This is a genomic window from Actinoallomurus sp. CA-142502, from assembly GCF_050936355.1.
Lineage (GTDB): Bacteria > Actinomycetota > Actinomycetes > Streptosporangiales > Streptosporangiaceae > Actinoallomurus > Actinoallomurus iriomotensis.
Genome location: NZ_JBNJMY010000001.1, coordinates 6,401,143 through 6,425,855 on the forward strand (window position 1 = coordinate 6,401,143; position 24,713 = coordinate 6,425,855).

Consider the following 24,713-nt stretch of genomic DNA (forward strand, 5'->3'; position numbering starts at 1 on the left):
ATCAGTGCCTGTGGCCGTGAACGCCGCCCGCTACATCCGTGGAATTCAGATCCATCTCACTGAGAATGTTTCCCATATTACCGAATCCGTTGGTATTGTCATTGATCCGCTGCTGAAGATCCCTCAGGAATTGCAGACACCCCTCTTTGGAAGGGTCGTATTTCTGCTTGAGGGACTTGCTGAAGTCGTCGTCGCCGCTCGTGTCCAGGGGATTCGACGCGAGCGTGTTGTTCAGATTTCCGTAGATGTCGCCGATGAGCTCGCTGAAGTGCTCGATCTTGGGCACGCCGTCCCTGAGCTGGGGAATGTCGGCGGAAAAGATATTCGCGTCGTCAGGCATTGTCGTCCGTCCCTTCCTGTGACGTCACGGTGGCCGCGGTCACCGCGGCGTCGAACATCGCCGCCAGGTCCAGGTCGCCGCTCAGCGGCAGGCCCAACCCGTCCGGCATCAGTCCGGACAGCATGCTCGTCGCCTCGCGGAAGGCGTCGTCCTGAGCCTGCCGTACCGTCGCGACGATGCTCGCGGCCAGCTCCGCCGGAGCGATCCGGCGGTACCGCTCGGCCGCCAGCTTCAGCTCGACCAGCCGTCCCTGGCTGTCGACGGTCGCGGTCACCGCCCGATCCTTCGACACCGCCGAGCCGGTGACGCTCGACATGCGGTCGGTGGCCGCCTCGATGCGGGCCTGTTCGGCCCGCAGGTCCGCGATGGCCGCGTTCAGGTCGTACTCCGCTCGCTTCTCCATTCGCCCATCTCCTTGTCAGGTTGATGCTGTCCGGTCCGTTCGGCGGTGATCGCCGATTCGTCATGCCGAGCCGGTCACCTCTTCGCCGGACGTGGTGGTGCGCTCGGTGTCCGGCTTCTCGTCCGGCCGCGGGCGCCGTGGGGTCTCCAGCCGCCGCTGCCGGCGAGTGGGGCCTGCCAGCGGAATCTCCTCGATCTCTTCTTCCTCGTCGAGACGGCCGATGGCACCGGAACGGACGTCGACACGCGTACCCCAGATCTCCTCGTCCTCCAGCAGCCAGGTCTGCCGTTCACGCTCCTGCGGCTTCTCCCCGGGCGCACCGCCGCCACCACCGCCCATCATCGGCGGGAAGAACGGCACGCCCCCGCCGCCATCGCCCGGCGTCCCCGAGGTGCCGTTCGCGCCCGGTGTTCCAGAGCCGTTGTTGAGCAGACCGGACGTACCGTTCAACCCGTTGGTGCCGTTGCCGTCCAGCCCGCCCGGGCCACCCAGCGGATTGCCCGCACCGCCATTCGTCCCGAAGAGGTTCCCGCCGGAGCCGAAGCCCTTCGCGGGGTCGCTGCCGAACCCACCCGGGCCGATGTCCAGGCCACCATCCGGCCCATTGACACCGTTCGGCGACGTGCCGAAGCCGTTGCTCCCATCGGGACCACCACCGTTCACACCGGGCGGAAGATGCGTGCTCGACGCGCCGGAGTCGGACGGCACGATGGAAAAGCCGTCTCCCCCGCCGCCGTCCGGCGGCGTCGCGAGGTGATTGCCGAGACCGTTCTCATCGAACGCACCGTCGCTACCGGGACCGACCCCGTTCTTACCGTTGGGGCCACCACCGCCGTCGACGCCGCCGCCGCCCGGAGGCACCAGCCCCGGGACGAACCCACCGCCACCGTCCCCGAGCGGACCACCACCGCCACCGCCACCGCCACCGCCACCGGCCGGATCGAATCCGTTGGGACCACCACCGCCGTTGGCCAGATCGAACGCGGGATCCCCACCGGGGGCGTTCAACTCGTTCGGGCCACCCGGGCCCCCACCGCCGTTGGCCAGATCCAGCCCGCCGGAGCCGCCATCGCCGTTGGGCAGGTCCAGCCCGCCGTCACCCCCGCCGCCATTGGGCAGGTCCAGCCCGCCGTCACCCCCGCCGCCGTCCGCCGGCGGCAGGTTGAGACCGTCACCACCGCCACCGCCACCACCGCCATCCGGCGGCGGAATGTTGAGCTTGTCGTTCCCGCCACCCCCGTCCGGAGGAGGCGGCAGGTCCTTGTTGTCATTGCCACCGCCCCCGTCCGGAGGAGGCGGCAGGTCCTTGTTGTCACCATCACCACCGTCGCCGGGATCGGGTTTCGGCGCTGTCTCCGGTGGCGGCGCGGTGATCTCGATCAGCGAGCTGGTCGCCATCACATATTTGGGCGCCAACGCCGCCATCGCCGTCTGCGCCGGCCCATCGAGAAAACCTTTGAGATTGTTGAGCACCTTCTGGGTGACCTGATCACTCATGCTCGTCCAGGTGGACTCCTGAGTCAAATCCCCCCAGTCGGAATTAGCCAGGGTCTCCCGGATGAAATTCTCGGCGTATTCGCGACCATGGTCGTGCACCATGCCATCGAGGATGTACTGGGGAGTGCCCTTATAAAGACCCATACTCTGGAGGTACGCGTTAAGCCGGTCGCTCATCGTCCGGATCTGGTCGGTGACCCAGTTACGAATGTTGTAGCCCATCGCGATCTGCCAGCTTCGGGACACCGTCGAGTTGTAGACCTGAAGCGCCTGCGCGGCGTCCGCGATGGAAACCCACATCGGCTTCCCGTGCCGGCTGTAAAGCTGCTCATAGGTGTCCTTCAGCCCATCGCCCTGCACCTTGAGACGCCAGTAGATGAGGAACGCCGCCTTACCCCTGAACCCGTCGTCATCGGAGTTCAAACGACTCGCCCACTGGTCAAAGCCGCCACCGGTGTTCTGGAAATATGTGGCCATGTCGTTCAGCTCGTACGACAGGTGCGTGAGCGTCCACGAATCCATGCTGCCGCGTTTGCCCCGAGCGACATCCGGCATCATCTCGTCGATCGCGTTGACCGCCGTGGCCCAGGCGTTGATCGCGTCAGTATTGAGGTTGACACCGAAATAGGCCTTGTCCCACGCGTGGTACTGCCACCAGTCACCGCCGCCCGGACTGGGATTGGGATTCCAGGTGAACCAGGCCGCCTTCGCCGGAGTATGGAGGTCGGAGCCCTCGCTGGTGAGCGCCTTCAGTGTCTGCTCGAACGTCCACTCACTCCAGTTGTCGCTGTTCGGAATGGACAGACCGCCGGAACCATCATCCGCCACCGCTCCTCCTCCACTCTCCTCGATCTACCGACGGGACCGTCCCGCCCCGCTCAGGTCGTGGTCGGGTTCCCACCACCGCCGGTGACATCGGGATAGTCCTGCGAGAACTTCGAGGCGTCGTAGGTCGCCAGGTCGTCCGTCTTCTCGAAGATCGCCTCGGCGTTCTTGAGCGCCGAGTAGAAGTTCCGGAGATCGGTGTCGAAGTTGGCCAGCCGGCTGTGCATCGAGGTGCCGAAGGAGGTCGCCTGCTGGAGGAAGTCCTTGCACACCGACCACTCCTGCGAACCTGGATGGAAGCGGGAGTTCAGCGTGGCGTCGAGCTTGAGGTCCGCCGAAGGGCCGAGGTACTGGGGATTGCCCTCGACATCCGTATCGATGTTCTTCAGAAAAGTCAGCAGCTGTTCATAGTGCGATTTGTCGAACGAAGTTATGTTGCCGTCGGCCATGAGATTCCTCTTTCGCTGGTTCGTTAAGGCCCGCTGGCCGGATGGATGATCGGGACATGGTCCCCGAGCCGGCGAACTCCACCGGCTCGGGCACCTACGGGAATGGCCCGTCAGACCGCCCGGGCGATCACATCATCGCGTTGGCGCCGCGATTGTCTCCGTCGACGAAGTTGTCCGCGACGCGGATCGACGACTGCGTGTGCTCGTTGAGCTGCTGCTTCATTTCCTGGTACGACCGGTTCCACTGGCTCTGCTGGTTCTCCCAGAGCGGGGTCGCCTTACCGCCGCTGGCCTGGGCGATCCGGGAGAGGGTCGCGTTGAGGTCCTCCATGATCGAGTCCATCCGCGCCACTTCGTTGACCAGGCCGGCATTCACGTCCGAGTAGTTGTTGTGGTTGACCCAGAACTGATCGGGCATCGTCTTTCTCCTTTTCCGGCGGTTCTACTTGGCCATGCCGCTGGTGTTGCTGTCGGTCGAGAGGTTGATGTTGAGCAGCGCCTGGGCCTTCTGGTTGAGGTCGTTCAGGTTGCTCACGCAGGTGTGGAAGTCGGTGTTCCACGTGGCCAGGTGGGAGGACAGGATCTGTCCCGAGTCGGACCTGTTCGCGTCGACGAGGGCGTCGGTGTGGGACTGCACCATACTGTTCACGGTGTTCAGCTCGCTGACCGCGTTGTTGGTCTTGTCGATGATGTTTCGCAGGTCCTGCGACTCGTAATAGTAGGAACCGCCTGGCTGGTTTGCCATCTTTTTCTCCTTAAGGTGTTGTCGCGTGTTTCTGTGGACGTGTGCTGCCGAGAAAAAGTGCGTCAACCACCTCCCGCGCCGAGCGTCTGCAGGACCGGACCGGCCGGCAGCAGGGCCAGCAGGTCCGTCGGCACCGGGGCCATGGAGGAGGTGGAGTAGCCGAGCGCGGTGGCCGCGGCGACGCTCGCGACGGGGAACTTCTCACCGTCCTCGGTGATGAGGTAGAGCCCCTCGCCCGGGACGCCGGGAACAGGGAGCGTCCGCGCGAGCATCCCCGCCCGTGGGGCCACCACCACCTGGTCGGCGACCCGGTTCCCCGCCGCGGCGGGCGAGGTGCCGCCGGCCGGGGCGACCACCGCGGTCGCCGACGTGACGGGCGCGGCGGGCACCGTGACCATCGTGACGTCGGTCCGGTTCCCCGAAGGTGCCCAGCGCACGCAGGGCATCCGACCGGCGGCGACAGCGTCCAGGGTCGGCGGCGCGGCGGGCAGCGCGCTCGTCCACGAGGGTGCCGACAGCACCTTCGACGCGGCGAGCGCGGCCGGGCCGAGGCTGATGGCGGTGGCCGTGCCGGGGTATGCCTTGGCGGTCCGTGGGTCGCTGAGGATGAGCGCCGCGGCGGTCTGGGTGATGGTCTGGAGGCCGCCCGTGGTCAGAAGGTAGTAGCGCTGGTCCCCGCCGGCCCCGCGGGAGAGGAAGACCTGCCCGACCTTCGCCGGGTGCCCTTCCAGGGCCGGGGCGTCCTGGCCGATGCCCGGCGTGGCGGGCGGGGGCAGGTCCGGGCCGGCGGGCATGGTGTCGAGCCAGGCGTCGCGTACGCCGACCGCCGCGTTGTCGGAGAACCCCAGCGCGCGGGTCACCCAGGGGGCGGTGACCCTTAGCCGGTGCCCGCCGGTGATCAGGTACGTCGTGCCGTCGGAGGAGCGGACCAGCACCGCCTGCCGCGCCGATACAGGGAACGCGTCCGCCACGCTGCCGATGTAGAGGGACAGCGCGGGCCGCGAGCCGGTCGTGGTCGCGCACGCCAGCCAAGGGGCCCTCACCGCCTCGGGAGCGGGCAGCGCGTCCGGAGCACCGACGATGCCGACCGGGCTGCTGCGGGGCACGTTCTTCAGGGACTTCGAGGTGACGGAGACGATGGTGAGTTTGGCACCGAGCAGCAGCCGCGCGGACGCGTAGTTCAGCACCGGCCGCAGCCGTCCCCCCGCGTACACGTAGCGGGCGCCGGTCTGCTTGTCGAGGATGAGCGTGCCGGGCTTGCGCCACGCGCTCGTCCCACCCGGGGAGACGACGGCCAGCACCGCGAACCCGGCGACCGCGAGAATCGCGACCAGGGAGCCGATGACCAGCCCGCTCCACGAACGCCGCAGCGGCGGGACGGCCATGTCCGGTTCGGCGCGTAGTAGTGCGGAGACGAGCCGGCCGACCATGAAGCCGTGCGCGTGTACCTGGTCCCGCCGGCTATGCATCAGACACCCCCTCGCCTCGTGTCCGCTCGCTCATTGCCATCCGGCCCGGGCTCGGGCGTACACGCCGACGACCCACAGCACGAGCGGGACGACCGCGATCGCGGTGCCGCTGTGGGCCAGGTCGGCGACCCGTCCCCAGTGCGGCAGCATCCGCCGCCCCGGCACCTTGCGGGCGACCGAGAGCAGCAGTCCGGCCACGATGAGCAGCGCGGCCACGATCAACGGCCGGACCAGCGCTCCCTGGTCCAACGTCAGATCCACCGTCACGGTCGCCAGTCCGGCCACACCCGGCAGGAGCACCGCCAGCCGGGCGCGTATCCCGAACAGGTCACGGCCGTGCAGAAGCAGCAGCAGGGAGGCCACCGCCGCCAGGACCCGCGCGCCGATGCCCGGCGTCGTGCCGAGGATCAGCAGGCACACGCCCGCGACGACCCCCAGGCCCGCGTACAGCCAGCCGATGTGCTCGTGCGCGCGGGTGGTGCGGTCCAGCACGACCCGGCTGGGTTCGGGGTCGATGCCCTGCTGGAACTCCTCGGCGTTCGTCGGTAGCGGAGGGATCCGCAACTTGGCGAACCGGGAGGCGATCAGCGGGACCACCGTGCCGACCGAGAGCGTCACCGCCAGCACGATCGCCGCCGCACCCGCCACGTTCACCAGGCGCAAGGAGACGAGCAGGCCGCCCAGGCCCATCAGCACCGCCGCGAAGACCGCCGAGGTGAGACCCGCGAGCACACCGCCCACCGCCGGGCGGGCCACCGCCGCCACCGTCGCCGCCCACGCGCCCGCGGCCAGCAGGCCGGGCGCGCTCATCAGGTTCCCGGGGCCCAGCGTGTGCGCGCCCGCGGGCAGGGCCAGCCCGGCCACCGCCGTGTACCCGATCGCGCCGGCGGCCAGGACGATCCCCGCGGTACGGTCGCCCAGCGCGCGGGAGGCGGCCGCCGCGCCCAGCAGCAGGACCACTCCGGCGGCGCCCGCCACGATCGCGGCCAGTACGCCCGGTCCGCTCATCGGAGCGATCACCGCTCCCACCGCCAGCACCACGCCGACGAGTGAGAGCACGAACCGTCGCGTCGTCTCCGGCCGCCACCGGTCCGGCCGCTCGGCCGTCCCGGTCGCGACCCCGTCGACCAGGTCGTCGAAGTCCACCGGCGGCAGCTGGTCCGCCCGCGGCCGCAGGTGGAGCACGTCGCCGTCGTAGAGGCCCAGCGCCGCGGTGCCCAGGTCCTCATCCAGCGGCGGCTCGCCGAGCCGCTGCAACACCCATCCGTCGTGGGAGAACCCGGCGGTCGCCAGTTCCTGGCCCAGATGTTCCAGGAACGTCGGCAGCAGATCCGCCACCGGCACGTGCGCCGGCACGGCCAACTCTATTTGCGAGGCCGGCCCGCAAATCGTCAGCCGGCACATCTCGCCGGAACCCAAAGCCTGCGGAGTAGACATGCCCAACACACGGTTTCCGGCCGCTCGAGAGTTCACCTGTCGAGAAACCGACAGGGAACGAACCCCACGGGCCCCGGGAACCGTGGCTAGAGAAAAGGGGAACCACGCGACGCCCCGGGAAAGGACCTGTGGTCGTGAGTACAACGCTGTTCCGGCGGCCGCCACGACAGTCACCGCCGGAGATGCCGAGTGGTGAGCTGTCCCTGCAGGAGCCGCCTGTGCTGCCGGAGGCACCGACGGGAAACCTCGGCATGCTGCTGATGTACGTGCCGATGGCGGTCGGCTCGAGCGTCACCATCCTGCTCTTCGTCTCACCGTCCAAGCCCGGCCTGGGTCTGATGGCCGCCGGGCTGATGGCGATGACGTCGTTGACGATGGTGTTCGGGCAGGTCGGGCGGGCGACGAGCGAGCGGAAGCGGCGGTTGCGCGGCGAGCGCCGCGACTACCTGCGCTACCTGGCGCAGAATCGCAAGAAGGTCCGGGCCGTCGCGGCGGCGCAGCGCGAGTCGCTGGCCTGGCAGCATCCCGACCCGGCCGGGCTGTGGTCGGTGGCGATGAGCAGCCGGCTTTGGGAGCGCCGGCCGACCCATCCGGACTTCGCCGAGGTACGGATCGGCACCGGCCCGCAGAAGCTCGCGATGACGATGACCCCGATGCAGACCAAACCGGTCGAGGACCTGGAGCCGCTGTGCGCACGGGCGCTGCGCCGGTTCATCCGGGCGTACACGACCGTGAGCGACCTGCCGGCCGCGGTGTTCCTGCGCGGGTTCGCCCAGGTACGGCTGCGCGGCGACGAGGCGGCCGGGCGGGATCTCATCCGTGCGCTGCTCGCCCAGCTCGTCACCTTCCACTCCCCGGACGAGTTGCGAATCGCGGTCTGCGCCGCGGGAGAGCACGCCGCCGAGTGGGACTGGGTGAAGTGGCTGCCGCACAACCAGCACGGCACACGGCAGGACGGCGCCGGCCAGGCCCGGCTGCACACCGACGGCATCGACTCGCTCGATTCGCTGCTCGCCGTCGAGTTGGAGGGCCGGGGCCGGTTCGAACCGGGCGCGACACCGACGCTCGACGAGCCGTACGTCGTGGTGATCGTGGACGGTGTGGAGGTACCGGCCGAATCGCGCCTGGCGGGCACCGGTTACCGCAACTCGATCGTGCTGAACGTCTCCTCGGGGCTGCCCATGACGCCGGGCCGCGGGACGCTGCGGCTGGAGGTCACCTCCGAGTCGATGGAGATGATCCGCCTGGACCGGAGCGGTGAGGAGATCCGGACCTCCCTGGGCCGGCCTGATGCGCTCAGTGTGGCGAAGGCGACCGCGCTGGCCCGTACGATCTCTCCGTTCCGGCTCGGCGCCACCGCCGAGGTGGCCGAGCCGATGCTCACCGACTTCGACCTCGGCACGCTGCTCGGCGTCGGGGACCTGCACACGCTCGAACCGTCGAAGGTGTGGTCGCGGGCCGAAGGACCGGACCGGCTGCGGGTGCCGATCGGCATCGCCGAGGACGGCAGCCGGGTCGAGCTGGACATCAAGGAGTCCGCGCAGGACGGCATGGGCCCGCACGGCCTGCTCATCGGCGCGACCGGCTCCGGGAAGAGCGAGCTGCTCCGCACGCTGGTGCTGGCGATGGCCATCACGCACTCCTCCGAGGTGCTGAACTTCGTCCTGGTCGACTTCAAGGGCGGCGCGACCTTCCTCGGCCTCGACGGGCTGCCGCACACGTCCGCGGTGATCACGAACCTGGCGGACGAGGCGCCGCTGGTGCAGCGCATGCAGGACGCCCTGCAGGGCGAGATGATGCGCCGCCAGGAGTTGCTGCGCCGGGCCGGCAACCACAGCTCGCTGCGCGACTACGAGGCGGCGCGCGCGAACGGCGCGGTTCTGGACCCGTTGCCGACGCTGTTCGTCGTGGTGGATGAGTTCAGCGAGCTGCTCGCCTCACATCCGGACTTCTCCGAGCTGTTCGTGATGATCGGTCGGCTCGGCCGCTCGCTCGGCGTCCACCTGCTGCTGGCCAGCCAGCGCATCGACGACGGACGCATCCACAAGCTCGAGAGCCACCTGTCCTACCGGATCGGTCTGCGCACCTTCTCCGCCATGGAGAGCCGATCCGTCATCGGTGTCCCCGACGCGTACCAGCTGCCCAACGCGCCGGGCAACGGCTACATCCGCACCGACGTCGCCACCCTCGTCCGGTTCAAGGCCGCCTACGTCTCCGGCCGCTATCGCCGCCGGACCGCCCAGCAACGCCAGGAAGAGGTCCGCCGGCAGGTGGTCCCGTTCAGCGCCGCGAGCGTGGAGGCACCACCGGCGGTCACGTCCCCGCCCGAACCCGTACCGCAGGCCGCCGGCATGCCGGAGGAGGAACACGCCGAGACCCTGCTGCAGGTCGCCGTCGACCGGCTTCGCGATGCCGGCCCGCCGGCCCACCAGGTCTGGCTTCCCCCACTGTCCGACCCGCCCACGCTGGACCAGATCCTGCCCCCGCTCGTGCCCGACCCCGAGTACGGCCTGTCCCCCGCCGGCTGGCCAGGACGCGGCGGCCTGGTGGTGCCGGTCGCGGTCGTCGACAAACCCTTCGATCAGGTACGCGACCTGATGATGGTCGACCTGTCCGGCGTCGGCGGGCACGTCGGCATCGCCGGCGCCTCCCAGTCCGGCAAGAGCACGCTTCTGCGGACGCTGATCGCCGCGATCGCGATCACCCACACTCCGGCGGAGGCGCAGTTCTACTGCATCGACCTCGGCGGCGGCACGCTGTCCACCCTGAGCGGGTTCCCGCACGTCGGGGGCGTCGCCGGACGCATGGACCGTGAGCGGGTCAGCCGCACGATCGCCGAAGTCCAGGCCGTCCTCACCGCGCGGGAGCGCCTGTTCGCCGAGCACGGGATCGAGAACATGGCCGCCTACCGCGCACTGCGCCGCGACGGCCACTTTGGCGACGACCCGCACGGCGACGTCTTCCTCGTCATCGACGGCTGGGCCTCACTCCGCGCCGACTACGAGGAACACGACCAACCGATCCGGCAACTCGCCGCCCGCGGCCTGACGTACGGCATCCACCTCATGCTCGTCTCCGCCCGCTGGTCGGACATCCCCAGTGCCCTGCGCGACCAGCTCGGCACCCGGCTGGAACTCCGTCTGGGCGACTCCATCGACTCCATGATCGACATGCGTGCCGCCGCACGTGTCCCCCGCGCCCCCGGCAGCGGGCTCACCATGGACAAGATGCAATTCCTGGCCGCGATCCCCCGCATCGACGGCCGATCCCGCACCGAAGATCTCGCGACCGCCACCCGGACGTTGGCCGACACCGTCGCCGACAGCTGGGACGGCCCGGCCGCGCCGCCGGTTCGCATGCTGCCCGCCATGCTGCCCGCCGACCGGCTGCCCGCGCCGGAGGGCCGGATGCGGGTAGCGCTCGGCTGGGGCGAGACGGACCTCGAACCCGTCTGGCACGACTTCGACCTCCAGCCCCACCTGACCGTGCTCGGTGACACCGGCAGCGGCAAGACCGGCGTGCTCCGGCTGATCGCCGACGCCATCCCCCGCGCGTACCGGCCGGGCGAGGCGGAGGTCCTCATCATCGACAGCCGCCGCGCGCTGCTGGAGGCACTGCCGGAGGAGTACCGTCTGGGGTTCGCGTTCTCCTCCTCGGCCGCGACGGAACTGATCGAGACGCTGGCGACACGGCTACGGGAACGGATGCCCGGCGCCGACATCACCCCGGCCCGGCTCGCGCGCCGTGACTGGTGGACCGGCCCCGACGTGTACGTTCTCATCGACGACTACGACCTGCTCACGGGGCCGATGGGCGGACCGCTCAACCCGCTCATCGACCTGCTCCCGCAAGCCGGCGACATCGGGCTGCACGTCGTCCTCGCACGCAGCGCCGCCGGATCCGGCCGCCTGTCGATGGAGGCGGCCGTCCGCCGGCTGCAGGAGTCCAACACCCCCGATCTCGCCCTGTCCTGCCCGCCGACCGAGATGCCCCTGCTCAACGGCATGCGGCCGCGCCCGTTCCCCCCTGGACGCGGACTCGTCGTCACCCGCCGCAGCGCCACCCAGCTGCAGGTCGGCTGGCTGACGCCGGCCGACCCGTCCCCCTACGGTGGCACCCGATGACCGCCGGTGCGCTACGCCGTCTCGCGGTGGTGCTCACCGGAACGGCGCTGGGCGGAACACCGCCCCTCATCGCGGCGGGCCCGGCCCAGGCGCAGGGGTGCGCCGTCCCCGCCACCAGAGCCGTCAGCGACGTGCCCTGGGCGCAGCAACTGCTCGCGCCGCAGCGGGCCTGGGTCCTCACCCGCGGCGCAGGCGTCGTCGTCGCGGTGGTCGACACCGGCGTGAGCGCGGCGTCTCCCGCGCTGGCCGGGGCCGTGGGCGCGGGGCGTGACGTGACGACGCGCTCCCGGGCCGACGGCGACTGCTCCGGTCACGGCACGTTCGTCGCCGGTCTCATCGCGGCGCGGCCCACCCCGGGACACGGGTTCGCCGGGTTCGCGCCCGCCGCACGCGTTCTGCCGATCCGCGTCACGACGGACCAGAACCAGATCGACCCGGCCAAGCTGGCGTCGGGCATCCGGGCGGCGGTCGACGCCGGCGCCCGCGTCGTGACCGTCGCCATCGGCACGACCGTGGACACCCGGGCGCTGCGTAGCGCGGTCGCCTACGCGGGCTCCCACGATGTGCTCATCGTCGCCTCCACCGACGCGCCCGGCGGGTCGGCCGGTGGCCTGGTCTATCCCGCCGCGCTGCCCGGCGTAGTGGCCGTCGCGTCGATCGGCTCGGACGGGAAGGTGGCCGGCGCGACCGCGACCGGTGCCAGGACGGGTTTCGCGCCGGTCCTCGCCGCGCCCGGTTCGAACCTGCTGAGCGTCGCCCCGCAGGGTTCGGGGAACGTCACCGCGTCCGGCAGCGGGGTGGCCGCGGCGTTCGTGGCCGGCACCGCGGCGCTGGTACGCGACTATCGGCCCCGGCTGACGGCCGCACAGGTACTGCACCGCCTGGAGACGACCGCGGACCACCCGACCGGGCGGCTTCCGGACCCATCGCTCGGCTACGGCATCGTCGATCCGGGCGCGGCCGTGGCGACCGTGCTGCCGGAGGAGTCCGGCGAGACGCCGCCGAGTGCAGATCCGCAGCCGGTGAGAATCGTCCTCGCCCCGCCGAAAGATCGGCGGCCGGCGTACACCTCGCTCGCCGCCTCGGCCGCGGTGGCGGGCTGCGCCGGCCTGTGCGGTCTCGCCATCGCGACGATCCGACGGGGCCGGCGCCGCGGTTGGCGTCCCGGCGCGCTGGATGACACGTAAGCGTGAACCGAGACCGGCCGAATCACAACACCTGCTGCCGTCGACGGCGACCCGGGCTTCGCCCCTTACGAGCTCGCCAAGGGCGCCATCCATGCCGTGACCCGGAACGCCTCCCAGGAATGGGCCAAGTACGGCATCGTCTCCAACGTCTTCCTGCCCGTCATCCGGACCCCGCCTACGACCTTTCCGAGCAGGGACGCACGGCCGCCGAGCGGATAGCCGAAAGAATTCCTGTCGGCCGATTCGGGACTGCCTACGAGGACTTGCACCCCCTGGTCTTCCTCGTCAGCGAAAGCGCCCCGCCGCGATCCGGCGGGGCGCCCTTTCACGCGGTGGGTGCTCACCCCCGGGTGAGGCCAGGCGGTGGCGCATCACTGCTCGACGCGAGCCTCCGGCTACCGCATGGCCGGGGCGGCGCCGTCGGCCTCCGCGGCGATCACGTCTTCGCGGAGCAGCAGGCACAGGTCCTGCACAGTCGGGGATTCCTTTTGCCGCATCCGCCTCGCGTGCCTTGTCACGGCTCCGTCCAGGACCTGACGGGCGTACCGGCCGTTGCCGAACGAGGGCCCGCGTGGGACGGCGGCGAAGTGTGTCCTCAACGCGGCGACGGTCGCGCTGCTCAGCTCGTACCCGGCGGTGGCCGCGTGCTGGCTCACGATCGTCACGAGCTCGTCCGTGGTGTAGTCGGCGAACCTGACCCGGTGGGAGAACCGCGAGGACAGACCCGGGTTCGCGTCCAGGAACTTCGCCATCTCGCCCTCATAGCCGGCGGCGATCACGACGACCTCGTCGCGGTGGTCCTCCATCAGCTTGACCAGCGTGTCGATCGCCTCACGTCCGAAGTCGGCGCCGGAGCCGGCCTGGCTGCTCAGTGTGTAGGCCTCGTCGATGAACAGCACACCGCCCCGCGCCCGGTCGAACGCCTCCGTCGTCCGCTGCGCGGTGTGCCCGACGTACTCCCCCACCAGATCCGCGCGGCCCACCTCGATGACCTGGCCCCGGGCCAGCACGCCGAGGGCGGTCAGGATCGAGCCGTACAGCCGCGCCACCGTCGTCTTACCCGTTCCGGGCGGCCCGGCGAAGATCAGATGCCGTGACAGCGACGGTGCGGGCAGCCCCGCCGCGATGCGCTGCCGGGAGGAGGCCAGCAGGTCGACCATGTTCCCGACCTCACGCTTGACCTCGTCGAGCCCGACCATCCGCTGTAGCTCGGTCAGCAGCGCGTCCACGCGTTCGGTGTCGTCCGTTCCGGCTCCGGCGCCGACCCCGCCGCCCGGCAACCGGCCGAGGTCCTCGGGCAGGAGGCGGGTCATGTCCACCGGTGTCACGTCCGGTTCCTCCGCGAGCCGGTACGCCTGCCGGCCAACCATCTCCTCGAACACCTTCCGCGCGCTGCGGCCGTTGCCGAACGCCGAGTCGCGCGGCATCTGTTCGAAGTACGCGACGAGCGCCGCGCGGGTCTCGAACTCCAGCCGGTAGTCGTGCGCCCGGCACTGCCCCTCGACGATCGTGACCAGGTCGGCGGGTGAGTAGTTGGCGAACTCGATGACCCGCGAGAAGCGGGACCCGAGCCCGGGGTTGGACGCGAGGAACTTCCGCATCTCGTCCGTGTACCCGGCCACGATGACGACGATCTGGTCTCGGTGGTCCTCCATCAGCTTGACCAGCGTGTCGATCGCCTCACGGCCGAAGTCCGGCCCGCCGGTGGCACCCGCCGACAGCGTGTACGCCTCGTCGATGAACAGCACGCCGCCGAGGGCCTCCTGGAATCGCTCGGCGGTCTTCAGCGCGGTGCCGCCGACGACGCTGGCCACCAGGTCGTGCCGGCCGACCTCGACGAGCTGTCCGGTCGAGAGCACACCGAGCTCGGCCAGGATCCGCCCGTAGAGCCGCGCGACCGTCGTCTTGCCGGTCCCGGGCGCGCCGGTGAAGACCAGATGCCGAGACAACGGTGGTGCGGGCAGTCCCACCGCCGAGCGACGCGCGGCCATTTGGTGGAGCCGGACGAGCGTCGCCACCTCACGTTTGACCTCGCTCAGCCCGACCAGGCTCTCCAGCTCGGCGAGCAGCTCACCCAGGGCACCCTCTCCCAGACCGCGGCTGAAGGTGGGGGCCGTACCGCCGCGGGGACGGAGCCCGCCGTCACGCGGGCCGTCCGAGGGGCCGTCATCCGAGGCCGCCGGGCGTTTCGTTGGGACCCGCGACGGGCCGGGCGGCTCGTCCGCGGCGCTCCGGTCGGCGTCGCCGCGCGATCCGTTGTTCGTATCATCGGCGTCTGATCCGGCGTACGCGTCGGGGGCGCCGTTTCCGCGGCTGGTGATCTGGGCGGTCTCCAGCCGGTTCGAGGGCGTCGTGACCCGGATTCCGGCCCCGGTGTTGTCGTGTACGAGGCAGTCCCGCACGATCACCTCTCGGGTGGAGTGCACGAGGATCCCGTCGCCGCGGCCGGCCGAGATCTCCGACTCCACGACGCTGCCCGTCGCGTGTTCGCCCCATTCGACTCCCGCGCGGCGACAGGCGCGCACTCGGGTCCGGGTCAGCTGCGCCGCTCCCCGGTCCCCGACCAGCACCCCCTCGGCCTGGCCGTCGGAGATCTCGCTGTCCCACACTTCGACTTCGCCGTCCGCGACGTGGACCGCCGCACCACCGCTGCCGTTGAACGCGCACCCGCGCACTTCCGGCCGTCCCCCACCGGCGACGCGTACGCCGGCTCCCTGGGGCGCGGTGACGATCGTCTCCTCGAACAGCCCACGGCCGAGCTCGGTCACCAGGATGCCGTCCCCCGCGGGGGCTGAGACGGTCACGCGGCGGAACTGCGGGTGGGCACCGGACCGTACCTCCAGGCCGTTCTTGCCGGTGCCGTCGACCCGCAGTTCGTCGAACGTCGGGAGCGCCGACTCGGTGACGGCGACCCCGGAGCCGGAGCCGCCCTCGACTCGCAGCCCTTCGAACGAACTCGTCGAGGCTCCCGTCACCAGGACCCCGGTGTCACCCGAACCGGATACGACGCACTCGGTGAACGTCCCCGTCGACGCGTCGAGCACGTGCACGCCGTGCCCGGCCGACCCGCGCACCTCGACGCGGTACAGGTCAGGTGCCGCACCCTCCACCAGGGCGATGCCCTGGGCCCCGGCACCGGTCACGACACAGCCCGCCAGCAGCGGCGTCGACCCGGACGCGACGAGCACACCGACCCCGTCAGGGTCCCCGACGACGACCCCCTCCAGCCGCGGCGCACTGCCGTTCTCGATCGCCACCGCCGGGTTTCCGGCACCGATGATCTGGCAGTTGCGCAGCGTGCCCCGGGCCTGCTCGGCCACCAGTAGCCCGCTGCCCTGCAGTTCCGTGATCGTGCAGTCCGCGAGCTGTGGGTTGGCGCCGGTGCGGATCACGACCGCCGAGGCCTTCGTCCGCCGGACGACGCACTCGGTCAGGCTGCCCGCGGCGCCCTCAACGAAGATCACGCCGGCGCCCGCCGGGTTCGTGAACTCACAGGCCTGCGCCGTGACCTCGACAGCGCCCCGTGCGTACAGGGCGGCCGCCGACTCGGCCTCCACCGTGCACTCGTCCATCCGGAGCCGGCCTACCGGCACGTCAATGGCCGGGGTCTCCGCACCGAAATGCCGGATCACGACGCCGGACAGGGTGGCGGCCTCACCGGAGACCCGTATCGCGGGGGCACCGCGGGACTCGATCCGTACCCCGCCCGGCGAACCCGCCGCCGAGAGCGTGACCTCTCGGTCCAGGACCACCGACTCGACGTACGTCCCCGGCTGGATCGAGATCACATCACCCTGGCCGGCGGCGACCACCGCGTCGCTGATCGTCCGATACGAGTCGGGCGCGGTCGCCGAGACGTTCAAGATGGACCGCGACGGGGTCAGCCTGCCTGCCATACCGGCTCCATTCCCGCCGGTGCGAACAGGGTCTCCAGTGCCCGGTGGCGGATGAGCCTGGTAAGGGGGACAGACGGTTTCGGCGCGGACAACGCGTGCGCGACCAGTTCCCCCTCCGGCGCGAGCCGATAACGTTTCAGGTAATAGGCCAGCGAGTCCGGCCAGACCCACGACCCGTCCGAGCGGAACCCGAGCGGGACCGCCCCCGGCCGTTCCGTGTCCAGCACGTCGTCCATCGCGCCGGGGGTGTTCAGCACCAGCTCCCCCGCGCGCAGGTAGGACAGGACCCGCTCCCCGTCCGGTCCGTTCAGCCGTTCGTGGTCCGGGTGGAAGAAGGGCCCGTCCTCCGGGTGCGCTCCGTCGAACGCCCGCGCGAGACGGATCGGTGTCTCCTCCGCCGCCCAGACGAGGGCCGCGGACGCGAGCGCGGCGTCGTGGTACGGCAGTGGCGCCGTCCTCTCCGCGAACACCTCGACCCGCGCTGTGTCCCCGTCCGCCTCGGTGAGCGCGTGCTGCATCTCCGCGACCAGCTCGACCACGTCGGCCTCCGGTCTCGCCTCGGCCAGGTACACGCGCCGCGTGCCGCCGTCATCGGCCTGACGGCACGCCCGCCAGATCGCGCTCAACCCGCCGACCCGCCTGCCGGCCTCGGCAATGACGCCGTCCACCGCGTCCTCGGCGCGTTCCGGGGTGTCGAACCGGTCCCGCGGGGGTGGCGGGTTCTCGATACGCGACGCCAGGTCGATGGGGTCGGGATCGGCGCCGTATCCGGCGAAGAGCGCCCGTACCAGGCCGGCCTCGGCTTCGGTGAGGGCGAGCCGACCGGTACCGATCACCACCGCCAGCCGGGAGACGATCTCGACTTCTTCCCCGTCCGCGAGGCACATGCGCATCTCCGCGAGATCCTCGTCGGACACCCGCCCGGCCAACCCGAGCAGCAGCGAGTGCAGACTCCGGCGATCCGGTGCTGCGGTGATCATGGCGTACTCCTCAGGTCGGTCAAGCGCGTTTCCACCGGCCGATATCCGAAGTCCCTCGATGAGATCCACGTGTGCCGGGGCTCCGGGAGTTCACCTTTGAGACGTCGCATTCATTGCCGGAAACGGCCGGTGCTTCTGCCTCTCTTCCGCGCTACTCTCCGGATATCGGCGCCGGGAGAGGCCGTCCGGCGCCCCTCCCGATAAGCGAGGAGAACCCGGTGAGTGAAGGCCCACTGCGCAGCCGTACGGACAGGGGTCCGATCGGGTTCGAGACCGTCGCGGACACGGCCCGGCCGGCCGTCTCCGGCGTTCCGGACGATCACGGCCCGTCCGGTGGCCGCTGGTCGCGCGTGTTGTTCCATGGAGACGACGACCGGCGCCGTGCCCTCGCGCGCACCATGCTCGCCCGGCTCGCCGCGGTCGCTTCCGCCGAGGACATGATGGTCGCGCTGTGCGTCGCCCCGTCGCGGCGGGCCGACTGGGCGTGGACGCGGTGGCTGCCGCACACGAGACGGCCACCGGGCCGCTCGGGAGACGAAGTGGCCGTCTCCTCCGTCGAGCGGCTCCTAGAACTGCTCGGCGCCGATCTCGCGGGCCGGCCGGCGTTCGTTCCCGGCGCCCGTCTCGATCCTCACGAGCCGCTGGTCGTCGTGGTCGTGGACGGGGCCGAGCTCCCGGTCGGCGACCGCCTCACCGGCCCGGGCCACCGCAACACCGTGATGCTCGACCTCACCGGCACACGCCGCCGCCCCGGCCGTACGGTTCTGCGCCTGGACGTGCGACCCGTCGATGTTCAGGCCACGTGGCTGGGCCACGACCGTACCGAACGCTCCGCTCCGGTGGACGACGCCGGTGCCGCGGCTCTCCTGCTCGCCCAGCGCGGCCCGGAGGAGAGCCCGAACATCACCCGCCCGGACGCCACCAGGGCGAGAACACGGCTCCCGGCCATGCCCGGCGACGAGCTCGCCGCACTCCTCGACGCCGCGGCCGGCCCCGGGGAATGGCCACCGCCGCTCGCCGACCCTCCCAGCATGGACCAGCTGCCGCCACCGCGCGGGACCGTCCGTGACCGCGGTCTGAGCACCGCCGGATCGCCCGAGGAGGGATGGCCGGCGGTACCGGTGGGCGTCATCGACCGGCCCTTCGAGCGGACCCGCGGCGTCCTCCGCGTGGACCTGGAGAACGCACACGTGCTGATCGCCGGGGCGGCCGGCAGTGGCAAGAGCACTCTGGTGACGACGTTGCTCCTCGCTCTCGCCGTCACCCGCACGCCTCGCGAGGTGCAGTTCTACTGTCTCGACCTCTCCGGTGCGCTCAGCGCGCTGTCCGGCCTGCCGCATGTCGGCGCTCTGATCGACACGGCCGACCGTGCCGGAGCCGTGATCGCGGGAGTCGGCGCGCTGGTCGAGCGGCGCGAACGGCTTTTCCGCGACCACGGCATCGCCGGGATGGCCGACTACCGGCGCCGTCGCGCAGAGTTCCCCGGCGATCCGTACGGCGATGTCCTCCTCGTGGCGGACGGCGCCGCGGGACTCGCTGAGCACGCCCCTGCGCTGGACCGGATCGCCGCCGACGGCCTCGCGTACGGCGTTCATCTGATCCTCACGGACACTCACTGGCCGGCGGCACCCGCCCGAGTCGGCACGCGGCTCGAACTGCGCCTCGACGACCCGGCCGAGTCCGTCGCCGGCTCCCGCGCGGCGGCGACCGTGCCGCGATGCCCCGGCCGCGGCCTGACGGCTTCCGGGCAGCACTTCCTCACCGCGGTGCCGCGCACCGACGGCGTGCGGAGCGCCGACGGTCTCGATGTGGCCGTGTCCGCGTTGGTGGCGGAGATCGCCGAGCAGTGGGCGGGGCACCCCGGCGCCCCCCGGATGGACGACCTCCCCGCACGAGTCCTGGCGGACTCACTTCCCGAACCCGAGGGTCTCCGGGTCGCCCTGGGCCTCGCGGACGGCGGGCTCGCGCCGGTCGTGCACGACTTCGCCGCCGTGCCACACCTGGTCGTCGTGGGTGACGCCGGCAGCGGCCGGACGAATCTGCTCCGGCTCGTCGCCCGATCGATCACCGCGTGTCACAGTCCGGGAGAGATCCGGCTGCTGCTCGTCGACCGCGACGGCGGACTGCCGCACGCGATGCCTGGCGCGTTCGTCCTCGGGCATGCCACCTCCCCCGCCATCCTGCGGCAACTGATCGACGGCACCACACGAGCCATCGCCGAGCGGGTGCCGGGGCCGGACGGCACACCGCGGTGGCGCGGTCCCCGGCTGTTCGTCCTCGTCGACGACCACGAACCGGCGCTCTCCGGGCCGAGCCCGTTCGAGCCGCTGATCGAATACCTCGGGATGGGCCATGAGCTCGGCGTGCACCTCGTGGTCGTACGTTCGCCCTCGGACGCCGCCACGACGGCCGATCCCTTGATCCGCGGACTTCGCGACGCCGGTGCCGCCACTCTTTCGCTGTCCGCGCCAGAGAGCTTCACGCTCGACGGCATCGAAGCCCGCGCCCTGCCGCAGGGCCGGGCGAGCTACCGTTCCGGCCACCGGACGCTGCTGGTCCAGACCGCGCTGGCGGAGGGTCTCGGCATATGACCGCGAACTCGCGTGAATGGGAATTCGATCACATCGATCCATGGCTGGCGCCGCGCATACACGAGGTGTTCGCGGAAGTGCGGGACGGCTGTCCGATCGTGCACAGTGCCAAGCACGGGGGCTTTTGGGCGGCGCTCACACACGAAGCCGTCAAGGAGGTGACCGGCGATCCGCGGACCTACAGCAGTACCGGTGGCGTCGCGATCCCCAGTGTCCATGGAATCCTGTCGCCGCCGATCGCCTTCGACCCACCCGAGCACACCGCCTACCGGAAGATCATTCAACGGCAGTTCACCCGCCAGGGCGCGGCGCGATACGAGCCGCTCCTACGCCGGCTCGTACGCGACCGCCTCACCGAACTGATCGATGAGGGCAGCGCCGACGTCATTCCCGCACTGGCCCGTTACCTGCCGCCGATGGCGATCGCCGCCATTCTCGGGCTACCGCCCGAAGACGGTGAGCGGTTCGTGGAGTGGACGACCCGGCTCCTCGTCACGGCGGCCGCGGGTGATCGCGCGGAGAACGAGCGGGTGGCGCGGGAGTTCACGAGCTATCTCTCGGCTCACCTCGACGGCGAACGCGACGAGGAGACCGTCATCGGTGCGATCGGCAAAGGCCGGTTCGACGGGCGGCCGCTCACCTCGCAGGAACGGCTCTACATGGTCCTGCTGCTGGTCATCGCAGGGCACGAGACCACCGTCCACAGTATCGGCACGATGATCTACCACATCGCCACCGTGGAGGGCCTGAAAGACCGGTTGATCGCCGACCCGGCACTCATTCCCAACATGATCGACGAAAGCCTGCGCATGGAGGCGCCGGTGGTCTCCGTGGCCCGCACCGTACGCGGGGGCGCCGACCTGTCCGGGCAGAAGCTCGACGATGCGGAACGGGTGCTGCTCGTACTCGCCTCCGCCAACCGCGATCCGGCCACGTTCGAACGCGCCGGGGAGTTCGTCTGCCCCCGAAGCCGCAACCCGCACGTGGCGTTCGGCTCCGGCATCCACCGCTGCCTCGGCGAACACCTCGCCCGCCTGGAAATGCGCATCGTCGCCGAAGAACTCCTCGCGATGGCGCCCCGATACCACCTCGCCGACGGCTATCGACCCGAATGGACGATCGGCCCGGTGGTTCGCGGCCTCACCACGCTACCTGTCATCTTTCATCAGCGCTGAGTCCAGGAGGTGAAATGACCAAAGTCAGCGGACAGCTCGAAGACGCCCATGATCGGTAGGTCCACGTCGTGCTCCGCATCGATGGCTTCCCGACCAAGGATGATTCCGGGGATCGGAACGTTCTGGTAGACGGCGTTCTCGGCGAAGTATCCCGCCAGCTCATACGGGTTCAGATTGCTCCATGCCGCACAGAATCGCCTGACCAGCGCCCCGCCCACACCCGGCCATGCGAACCTCCACTACGGACATCCGTTCTAGATTTTGGGGACAGGCAACATCAGATGCGGAGAGAAGTCAAGACCGTACACACGGGGCGAGGGCTGCGTGCCGCTTACGTTCATGGCTCGAGTTGCATGCGCTGGACGATCCAAAAAGCTCTTTCGCGCAGCACCAGTCGACGGGTATAGGGACTCAGCCGAGCATGGTAATCGGCAACAATCTGCTCTGTCATTATCCGCCGATCGCCGGCTGCGGACAGAATGGCGTTCACCCTCGCCGTCAGGATGCGTAGCTTCTCGCCATCGATGTCGGGACCGATATCGCGCCGGCCAAGACGTGGAAGCGGACCGCCCAGATCCCGATAGAGCTGTTCCAGAAAGCCTACGTCGACTTCGCGGGAGTAGGGCTTCTCGAACACATAACTCAAAAAATACTCCGCTACGAACTCCTCGATCGAGTCTCCCACTGATGCGTATTCGCTGACGGACCCGATCTCGGCGCCTACACTTGGATCTAGTAGTGCCGTATTCCACAAGTGCGCTACGATATATGGACTCTGGTGACTATGGAGGTGGTGGCCGAGTTCGTGAATGATCTGGGCCACCGCCTTCTCATCGAACGAGTCCTCGAGTCCGTAGGGGTTTCGATTCGCCTCTCTGTCGGGATCTTCGATGGCCGCCAGCTCAGCACTTATGATTATTTCGTTCGGAGCAAAGAACCGAGCGAATGCATCAAGACCATCTTCCTCGTGGGATGCGATGAGGAGTTCTTCTACTCCCGAAGAGGCGTCGGCGCTGATTTCCAGTCGTCTAGCGTATTTCGGCAGGTATACCACTAGGTCTGGAATCACGAAGCCTGCGGCCTCGACCAGGTAGACCGCACGCTTTATGAGCCCGACCAGACGGCCACTGGGGCCGGTCGGATCATAGTGAACAGTGATTTTTCCCGAATCGAGGCGGAAACCTTCGGAACGCCACCGGTCGATGCCGGTGTTCCTATCATCGGTCGACTGCTGGTTGTGGCGAACAAGGTATGTTTCTATCTCAGGATATTCTCTCAATAGCGAATCGTTGAGCAGTTCGCGCAGGCGATGGTCGGTCAATCCGACCGTAGAGACCGTCGAACGATCGAGAATAAGGTCAAGGGTTCTTGCTCTGTCCTCGCGTTGATCTTCTCGAATCAGGTCTGATACGCGTGCGAGATCACCGGCCGCGAGCGCCGAATGATAGCGGCCGCCGGGCGCGGCCGGCAGCCGGTGAAGATGGCGGGAGAGTTGGGCCGGCAAGGTGTAATAGTCGCCGTCGTAGGGCCCCGGCTGCGCGGGTTGTCTGCCGATGCCCCACCAGGTGGGAACCCGGGAAGGGGGATGAGCGGGTATCGCGTCGGGGCTTGCCGCGATTTTCAACGCACTCTCCGGCAGGAGACCCCGGTAGCCGTCGACCGCGTCGTCACGTTCGGCGAATGCGGACCGGCCGGAAGCAGAGCCGGGGATGTGGGGACCGGAGTCGCTGACGTCCTCGATCAGCTCGAGGTCCCTGTCAAGCAGTCCCGCTTCGACTGTGTCCGGGTCCGTTCTGGCCATCAGGCCGTTGGCATGCACCGCCGGTGAGCCGGGTGAGTGACGGAACAGCGACCACAAGTCGTGGGACCGGTCACCGAGCCCCAGGTAGTGAAGGAGCTCGTGGAGGAGGACGCCGTCGGAGTCATGCACAACGTCAAGGTGGAGTTGGTCGGCATCGTGAGTGGCCCGGGTGGCGGTGAGTTGGATTCCCTCGCCGTGGGATCGAAAGGGGGTCAACGCGACCCACACATGCAACTGGTCTTGTGATCGGGGGAGTCGATACCGGCGATTGATGTGGGCATCGAGCAAGCCCTGCAGCCGGGCCTCGAAGCGAGTGACATCGGCCAACGGCAGGTCCCCCGGCAAGACCGGCAGGGCGAGGGTGAACTCCCGCACCCGCGTGCCTCCGCTGGTCTGGACCTTGCGCACATTCGCACGGATCAGCGTTGCGCGCCCGGCCAGCAACCCCGGGCGGCGTTCCTCACCGTTCGGCTGTTCTCGGGCCGGATCGAACCGTTCCATCGACAGTGAAGCAGCCGGGACGTGCCGACTTGAGGCCAGCCATTCCCCCGGGTGGGCGGCGACCCACTCGACCGGATCGGCGGAGTATGCGGGCCGGCGCGAATTGTCGGACCAGGTCGGGATGAACCGTCTGCCGCCGCCGGTTTCACTGACCAGGTGGCCGAGCGCGACTTCCAGGCATGCGGCGTCAGCGCCAGTAGCGCTCCGGCTGGATTTGAACCATTCCCCGAACGCGATCAACGTATTACTCCTCGAAGCGGAACACCTATAAAGCTCGGGACTAATTGACCATGGGGCATGGCCGGTGACCCACCCCCCTAAAGCTGAGCGACGCCACAACAGACACGGCTTCGGCCGGCCCAATGGTTCACTGGAGGCCGGAAATCACCAGCCGCAGCAAAATGCGAAGACGTTGTACTCTCGCCCGGTGAAAAGCGACGGAAGTCCCAGCATGACCGCACTCCTGGCCGCCGCCGCACGCGCCGCCCACCTCATCGTCGACCAGGCACCTTCACTCTTCGCCGACACGACCGCGTACACCCTGCTCGGTGAGCACGCCGAGGTATTAGTCGGCCATCATCAGGCGAACAGCGGGGACTCTCTCCTCGCCGGCGGCCGCGTGTCCGTGACCACCCGGAACCGCTACACCGAGGAACACCTCGCCGCCGCCGTGCGCGACGGCGTCGGCCAGTACGTCATTCTCGGCGCCGGTCTCGACTCGTACGCCTACCGCACCGACGGCAGCGTCAAGGTCTTCGAGGTCGACCACCCGGCCACGCAGCAGTGGAAACGCGACCAGGTGGCCGGTACCGGCCTCACGGCACCGGACGTGACGTACGTGCCGGTGGATCTGGAGACCGAGCCGCTCGCGGGCGCGCTGCTCGACCACGGCTTCGACCCGGCATGTCCGGCCCTGTTCAGCTGGCTCGGCGTCACCATGTACCTCACCCGCGAGGCGATCGCCCAGACCCTCACGACGATCGCCATGTTCGCACCCGGTACCGAGATCGTTTTTGACACCATGCTGCCCGCCGGGCAGCGCGACGAGACCGGCCAGTTCCACATCGACCGGCTCACATCCTCCTCCGCGGAACAGGGGGAGGCGCTGCTGTCGTTCCTGTCCGCCGGTGACGTCGCCGGTCTGCTGGCGGAGCGCGGCTACGACACGATCGAGCAGGTCGGCCAGCGTGAGTCGGTCGACGCGACACTCTGGGACCGCTCCGACGCCCTCCGGCCCGCAGTCCTCTTCCTGCTCACCCACGCACGCGTACGCCGATGAGCGTGGTCCGCCCT

General features: G+C 69.6%; 17 protein-coding genes. 5 read left to right on the top strand and 12 right to left on the bottom strand.

Annotated features, from left to right (window positions below):
* Position 1 precedes the first annotated feature (1 nt).
* The 8 genes from ACQEV1_RS30250 to eccD all read right to left on the bottom strand — a co-directional run bounded on the left by ACQEV1_RS30250 (position 2) and on the right by eccD (position 7,165).
* Complete coding sequence (locus ACQEV1_RS30250) at positions 2-340, bottom strand: hypothetical protein (protein WP_433397898.1); 339 nt, start codon at positions 338-340, stop codon at positions 2-4.
* Positions 333-743 (bottom strand): YbaB/EbfC family nucleoid-associated protein, encoded by a 411-nt coding sequence (locus tag ACQEV1_RS30255; protein WP_433397900.1) that lies wholly within the window; start codon positions 741-743, stop codon positions 333-335. The genes ACQEV1_RS30250 and ACQEV1_RS30255 overlap by 8 nt, the downstream gene beginning before the upstream one ends.
* Positions 744-803: 60 nt before the next feature.
* Positions 804-3,068: a hypothetical protein gene (locus tag ACQEV1_RS30260; RefSeq protein WP_433397902.1), complete on the bottom strand. Its 2,265-nt coding sequence runs from the start codon at positions 3,066-3,068 to the stop codon at positions 804-806.
* 50 nt (positions 3,069-3,118) lie between these two features.
* Complete coding sequence (locus tag ACQEV1_RS30265; protein WP_433397904.1) at positions 3,119-3,514, bottom strand: hypothetical protein; 396 nt, start codon at positions 3,512-3,514, stop codon at positions 3,119-3,121.
* Positions 3,515-3,641: 127 nt separating this feature from the next.
* A complete protein-coding gene (locus tag ACQEV1_RS30270) occupies positions 3,642-3,932 on the bottom strand; it encodes a hypothetical protein (protein WP_433397906.1) in 291 nt (96 codons plus the stop codon).
* Positions 3,933-3,956: 24 nt separating this feature from the next.
* The gene (locus ACQEV1_RS30275; protein ID WP_433397908.1) at positions 3,957-4,259 is read right to left on the bottom strand and encodes a hypothetical protein; all 303 of its coding nucleotides are present in this window, start codon (positions 4,257-4,259) and stop codon (positions 3,957-3,959) included.
* Between the two features lie 62 nt (positions 4,260-4,321).
* On the bottom strand, positions 4,322-5,728 hold the full coding sequence (eccB, locus tag ACQEV1_RS30280; RefSeq protein ID WP_433397909.1) for a type VII secretion protein EccB: 1,407 nt from the start codon (positions 5,726-5,728) through the stop codon (positions 4,322-4,324).
* A 30-nt stretch (positions 5,729-5,758) separates the two neighbouring features.
* Complete coding sequence (gene eccD / locus ACQEV1_RS30285; protein ID WP_433397911.1) at positions 5,759-7,165, bottom strand: type VII secretion integral membrane protein EccD; 1,407 nt, start codon at positions 7,163-7,165, stop codon at positions 5,759-5,761.
* A gap of 134 nt (positions 7,166-7,299) precedes the next feature.
* Between eccD and eccCa the strand changes: the two genes are divergently transcribed.
* Positions 7,300-11,289, top strand: a complete 3,990-nt coding sequence (gene eccCa, locus ACQEV1_RS30290) for a type VII secretion protein EccCa (protein ID WP_433397913.1) — start codon at positions 7,300-7,302, stop codon at positions 11,287-11,289.
* Entirely contained in the window at positions 11,286-12,476 is a 1,191-nt protein-coding gene (mycP, locus tag ACQEV1_RS30295) for a type VII secretion-associated serine protease mycosin (protein WP_433397915.1), read from the top strand. The genes eccCa and mycP overlap by 4 nt, the downstream gene beginning before the upstream one ends.
* A gap of 395 nt (positions 12,477-12,871) precedes the next feature.
* Here the strand turns inward: mycP and ACQEV1_RS30300 are convergent, their stop codons facing one another.
* On the bottom strand, positions 12,872-16,372 hold the full coding sequence (locus ACQEV1_RS30300) for a right-handed parallel beta-helix repeat-containing protein (protein ID WP_433397917.1): 3,501 nt from the start codon (positions 16,370-16,372) through the stop codon (positions 12,872-12,874).
* Positions 16,357-17,352: a hypothetical protein gene (locus ACQEV1_RS30305; RefSeq protein WP_433397919.1), complete on the bottom strand. Its 996-nt coding sequence runs from the start codon at positions 17,350-17,352 to the stop codon at positions 16,357-16,359. Before ACQEV1_RS30305 ends, ACQEV1_RS30300 begins: the two co-directional genes overlap by 16 nt.
* Positions 17,353-17,570: 218 nt before the next feature.
* Between ACQEV1_RS30305 and eccCb the strand changes: the two genes are divergently transcribed.
* Both eccCb and ACQEV1_RS30315 read left to right on the top strand, forming a co-directional pair.
* Positions 17,571-19,943, top strand: coding sequence for a type VII secretion protein EccCb (gene eccCb / locus ACQEV1_RS30310; protein WP_433397921.1), 2,373 nt, complete (start codon positions 17,571-17,573; stop codon positions 19,941-19,943).
* Positions 19,944-20,101: 158 nt separating this feature from the next.
* On the top strand, positions 20,102-21,118 hold the full coding sequence (locus tag ACQEV1_RS30315; protein WP_433397923.1) for a cytochrome P450: 1,017 nt from the start codon (positions 20,102-20,104) through the stop codon (positions 21,116-21,118).
* Here the strand turns inward: ACQEV1_RS30315 and ACQEV1_RS30320 are convergent.
* Together ACQEV1_RS30320 and ACQEV1_RS30325 are read right to left on the bottom strand one after the other, a co-directional pair.
* Positions 21,109-21,336, bottom strand: a complete 228-nt coding sequence (locus tag ACQEV1_RS30320; protein ID WP_433397925.1) for a hypothetical protein — start codon at positions 21,334-21,336, stop codon at positions 21,109-21,111. The genes ACQEV1_RS30315 and ACQEV1_RS30320 overlap by 10 nt on opposite strands.
* 119 nt (positions 21,337-21,455) lie before the next feature.
* The gene (locus ACQEV1_RS30325; protein WP_433397927.1) at positions 21,456-23,660 is read right to left on the bottom strand and encodes a hypothetical protein; all 2,205 of its coding nucleotides are present in this window, start codon (positions 23,658-23,660) and stop codon (positions 21,456-21,458) included.
* A gap of 211 nt (positions 23,661-23,871) precedes the next feature.
* Between ACQEV1_RS30325 and ACQEV1_RS30330 the strand changes: the two genes are divergently transcribed.
* Positions 23,872-24,699 (top strand): class I SAM-dependent methyltransferase, encoded by an 828-nt coding sequence (locus tag ACQEV1_RS30330; RefSeq protein ID WP_433397929.1) that lies wholly within the window; start codon positions 23,872-23,874, stop codon positions 24,697-24,699.
* The last annotated feature ends 14 nt before the right edge of the window (positions 24,700-24,713 follow it).

Excerpts from the sequence above, each read along its gene's own strand:
- ACQEV1_RS30330 (WP_433397929.1), top strand. The coding sequence starts at position 23,872 with ATGACCGCACTCCTGGCCGCCGCCGCACGCGCCGCCCACCTCATCGTC.
- ACQEV1_RS30305 (WP_433397919.1), bottom strand. The coding sequence starts at position 17,352 with ATGATCACCGCAGCACCGGATCGCCGGAGTCTGCACTCGCTGCTGCTC.
- eccB (WP_433397909.1), bottom strand. The coding sequence starts at position 5,728 with ATGCATAGCCGGCGGGACCAGGTACACGCGCACGGCTTCATGGTCGGC.
- ACQEV1_RS30250 (WP_433397898.1), bottom strand. The coding sequence starts at position 340 with ATGCCTGACGACGCGAATATCTTTTCCGCCGACATTCCCCAGCTCAGG.
- ACQEV1_RS30275 (WP_433397908.1), bottom strand. The coding sequence starts at position 4,259 with ATGGCAAACCAGCCAGGCGGTTCCTACTATTACGAGTCGCAGGACCTG.
- ACQEV1_RS30255 (WP_433397900.1), bottom strand. The coding sequence starts at position 743 with ATGGAGAAGCGAGCGGAGTACGACCTGAACGCGGCCATCGCGGACCTG.
- ACQEV1_RS30265 (WP_433397904.1), bottom strand. The coding sequence starts at position 3,514 with ATGGCCGACGGCAACATAACTTCGTTCGACAAATCGCACTATGAACAG.
- eccD (WP_433397911.1), bottom strand. The coding sequence starts at position 7,165 with ATGTCTACTCCGCAGGCTTTGGGTTCCGGCGAGATGTGCCGGCTGACG.
- ACQEV1_RS30270 (WP_433397906.1), bottom strand. The coding sequence starts at position 3,932 with ATGCCCGATCAGTTCTGGGTCAACCACAACAACTACTCGGACGTGAAT.
- ACQEV1_RS30300 (WP_433397917.1), bottom strand. The coding sequence starts at position 16,372 with ATGGCAGGCAGGCTGACCCCGTCGCGGTCCATCTTGAACGTCTCGGCG.
- mycP (WP_433397915.1), top strand. The coding sequence starts at position 11,286 with ATGACCGCCGGTGCGCTACGCCGTCTCGCGGTGGTGCTCACCGGAACG.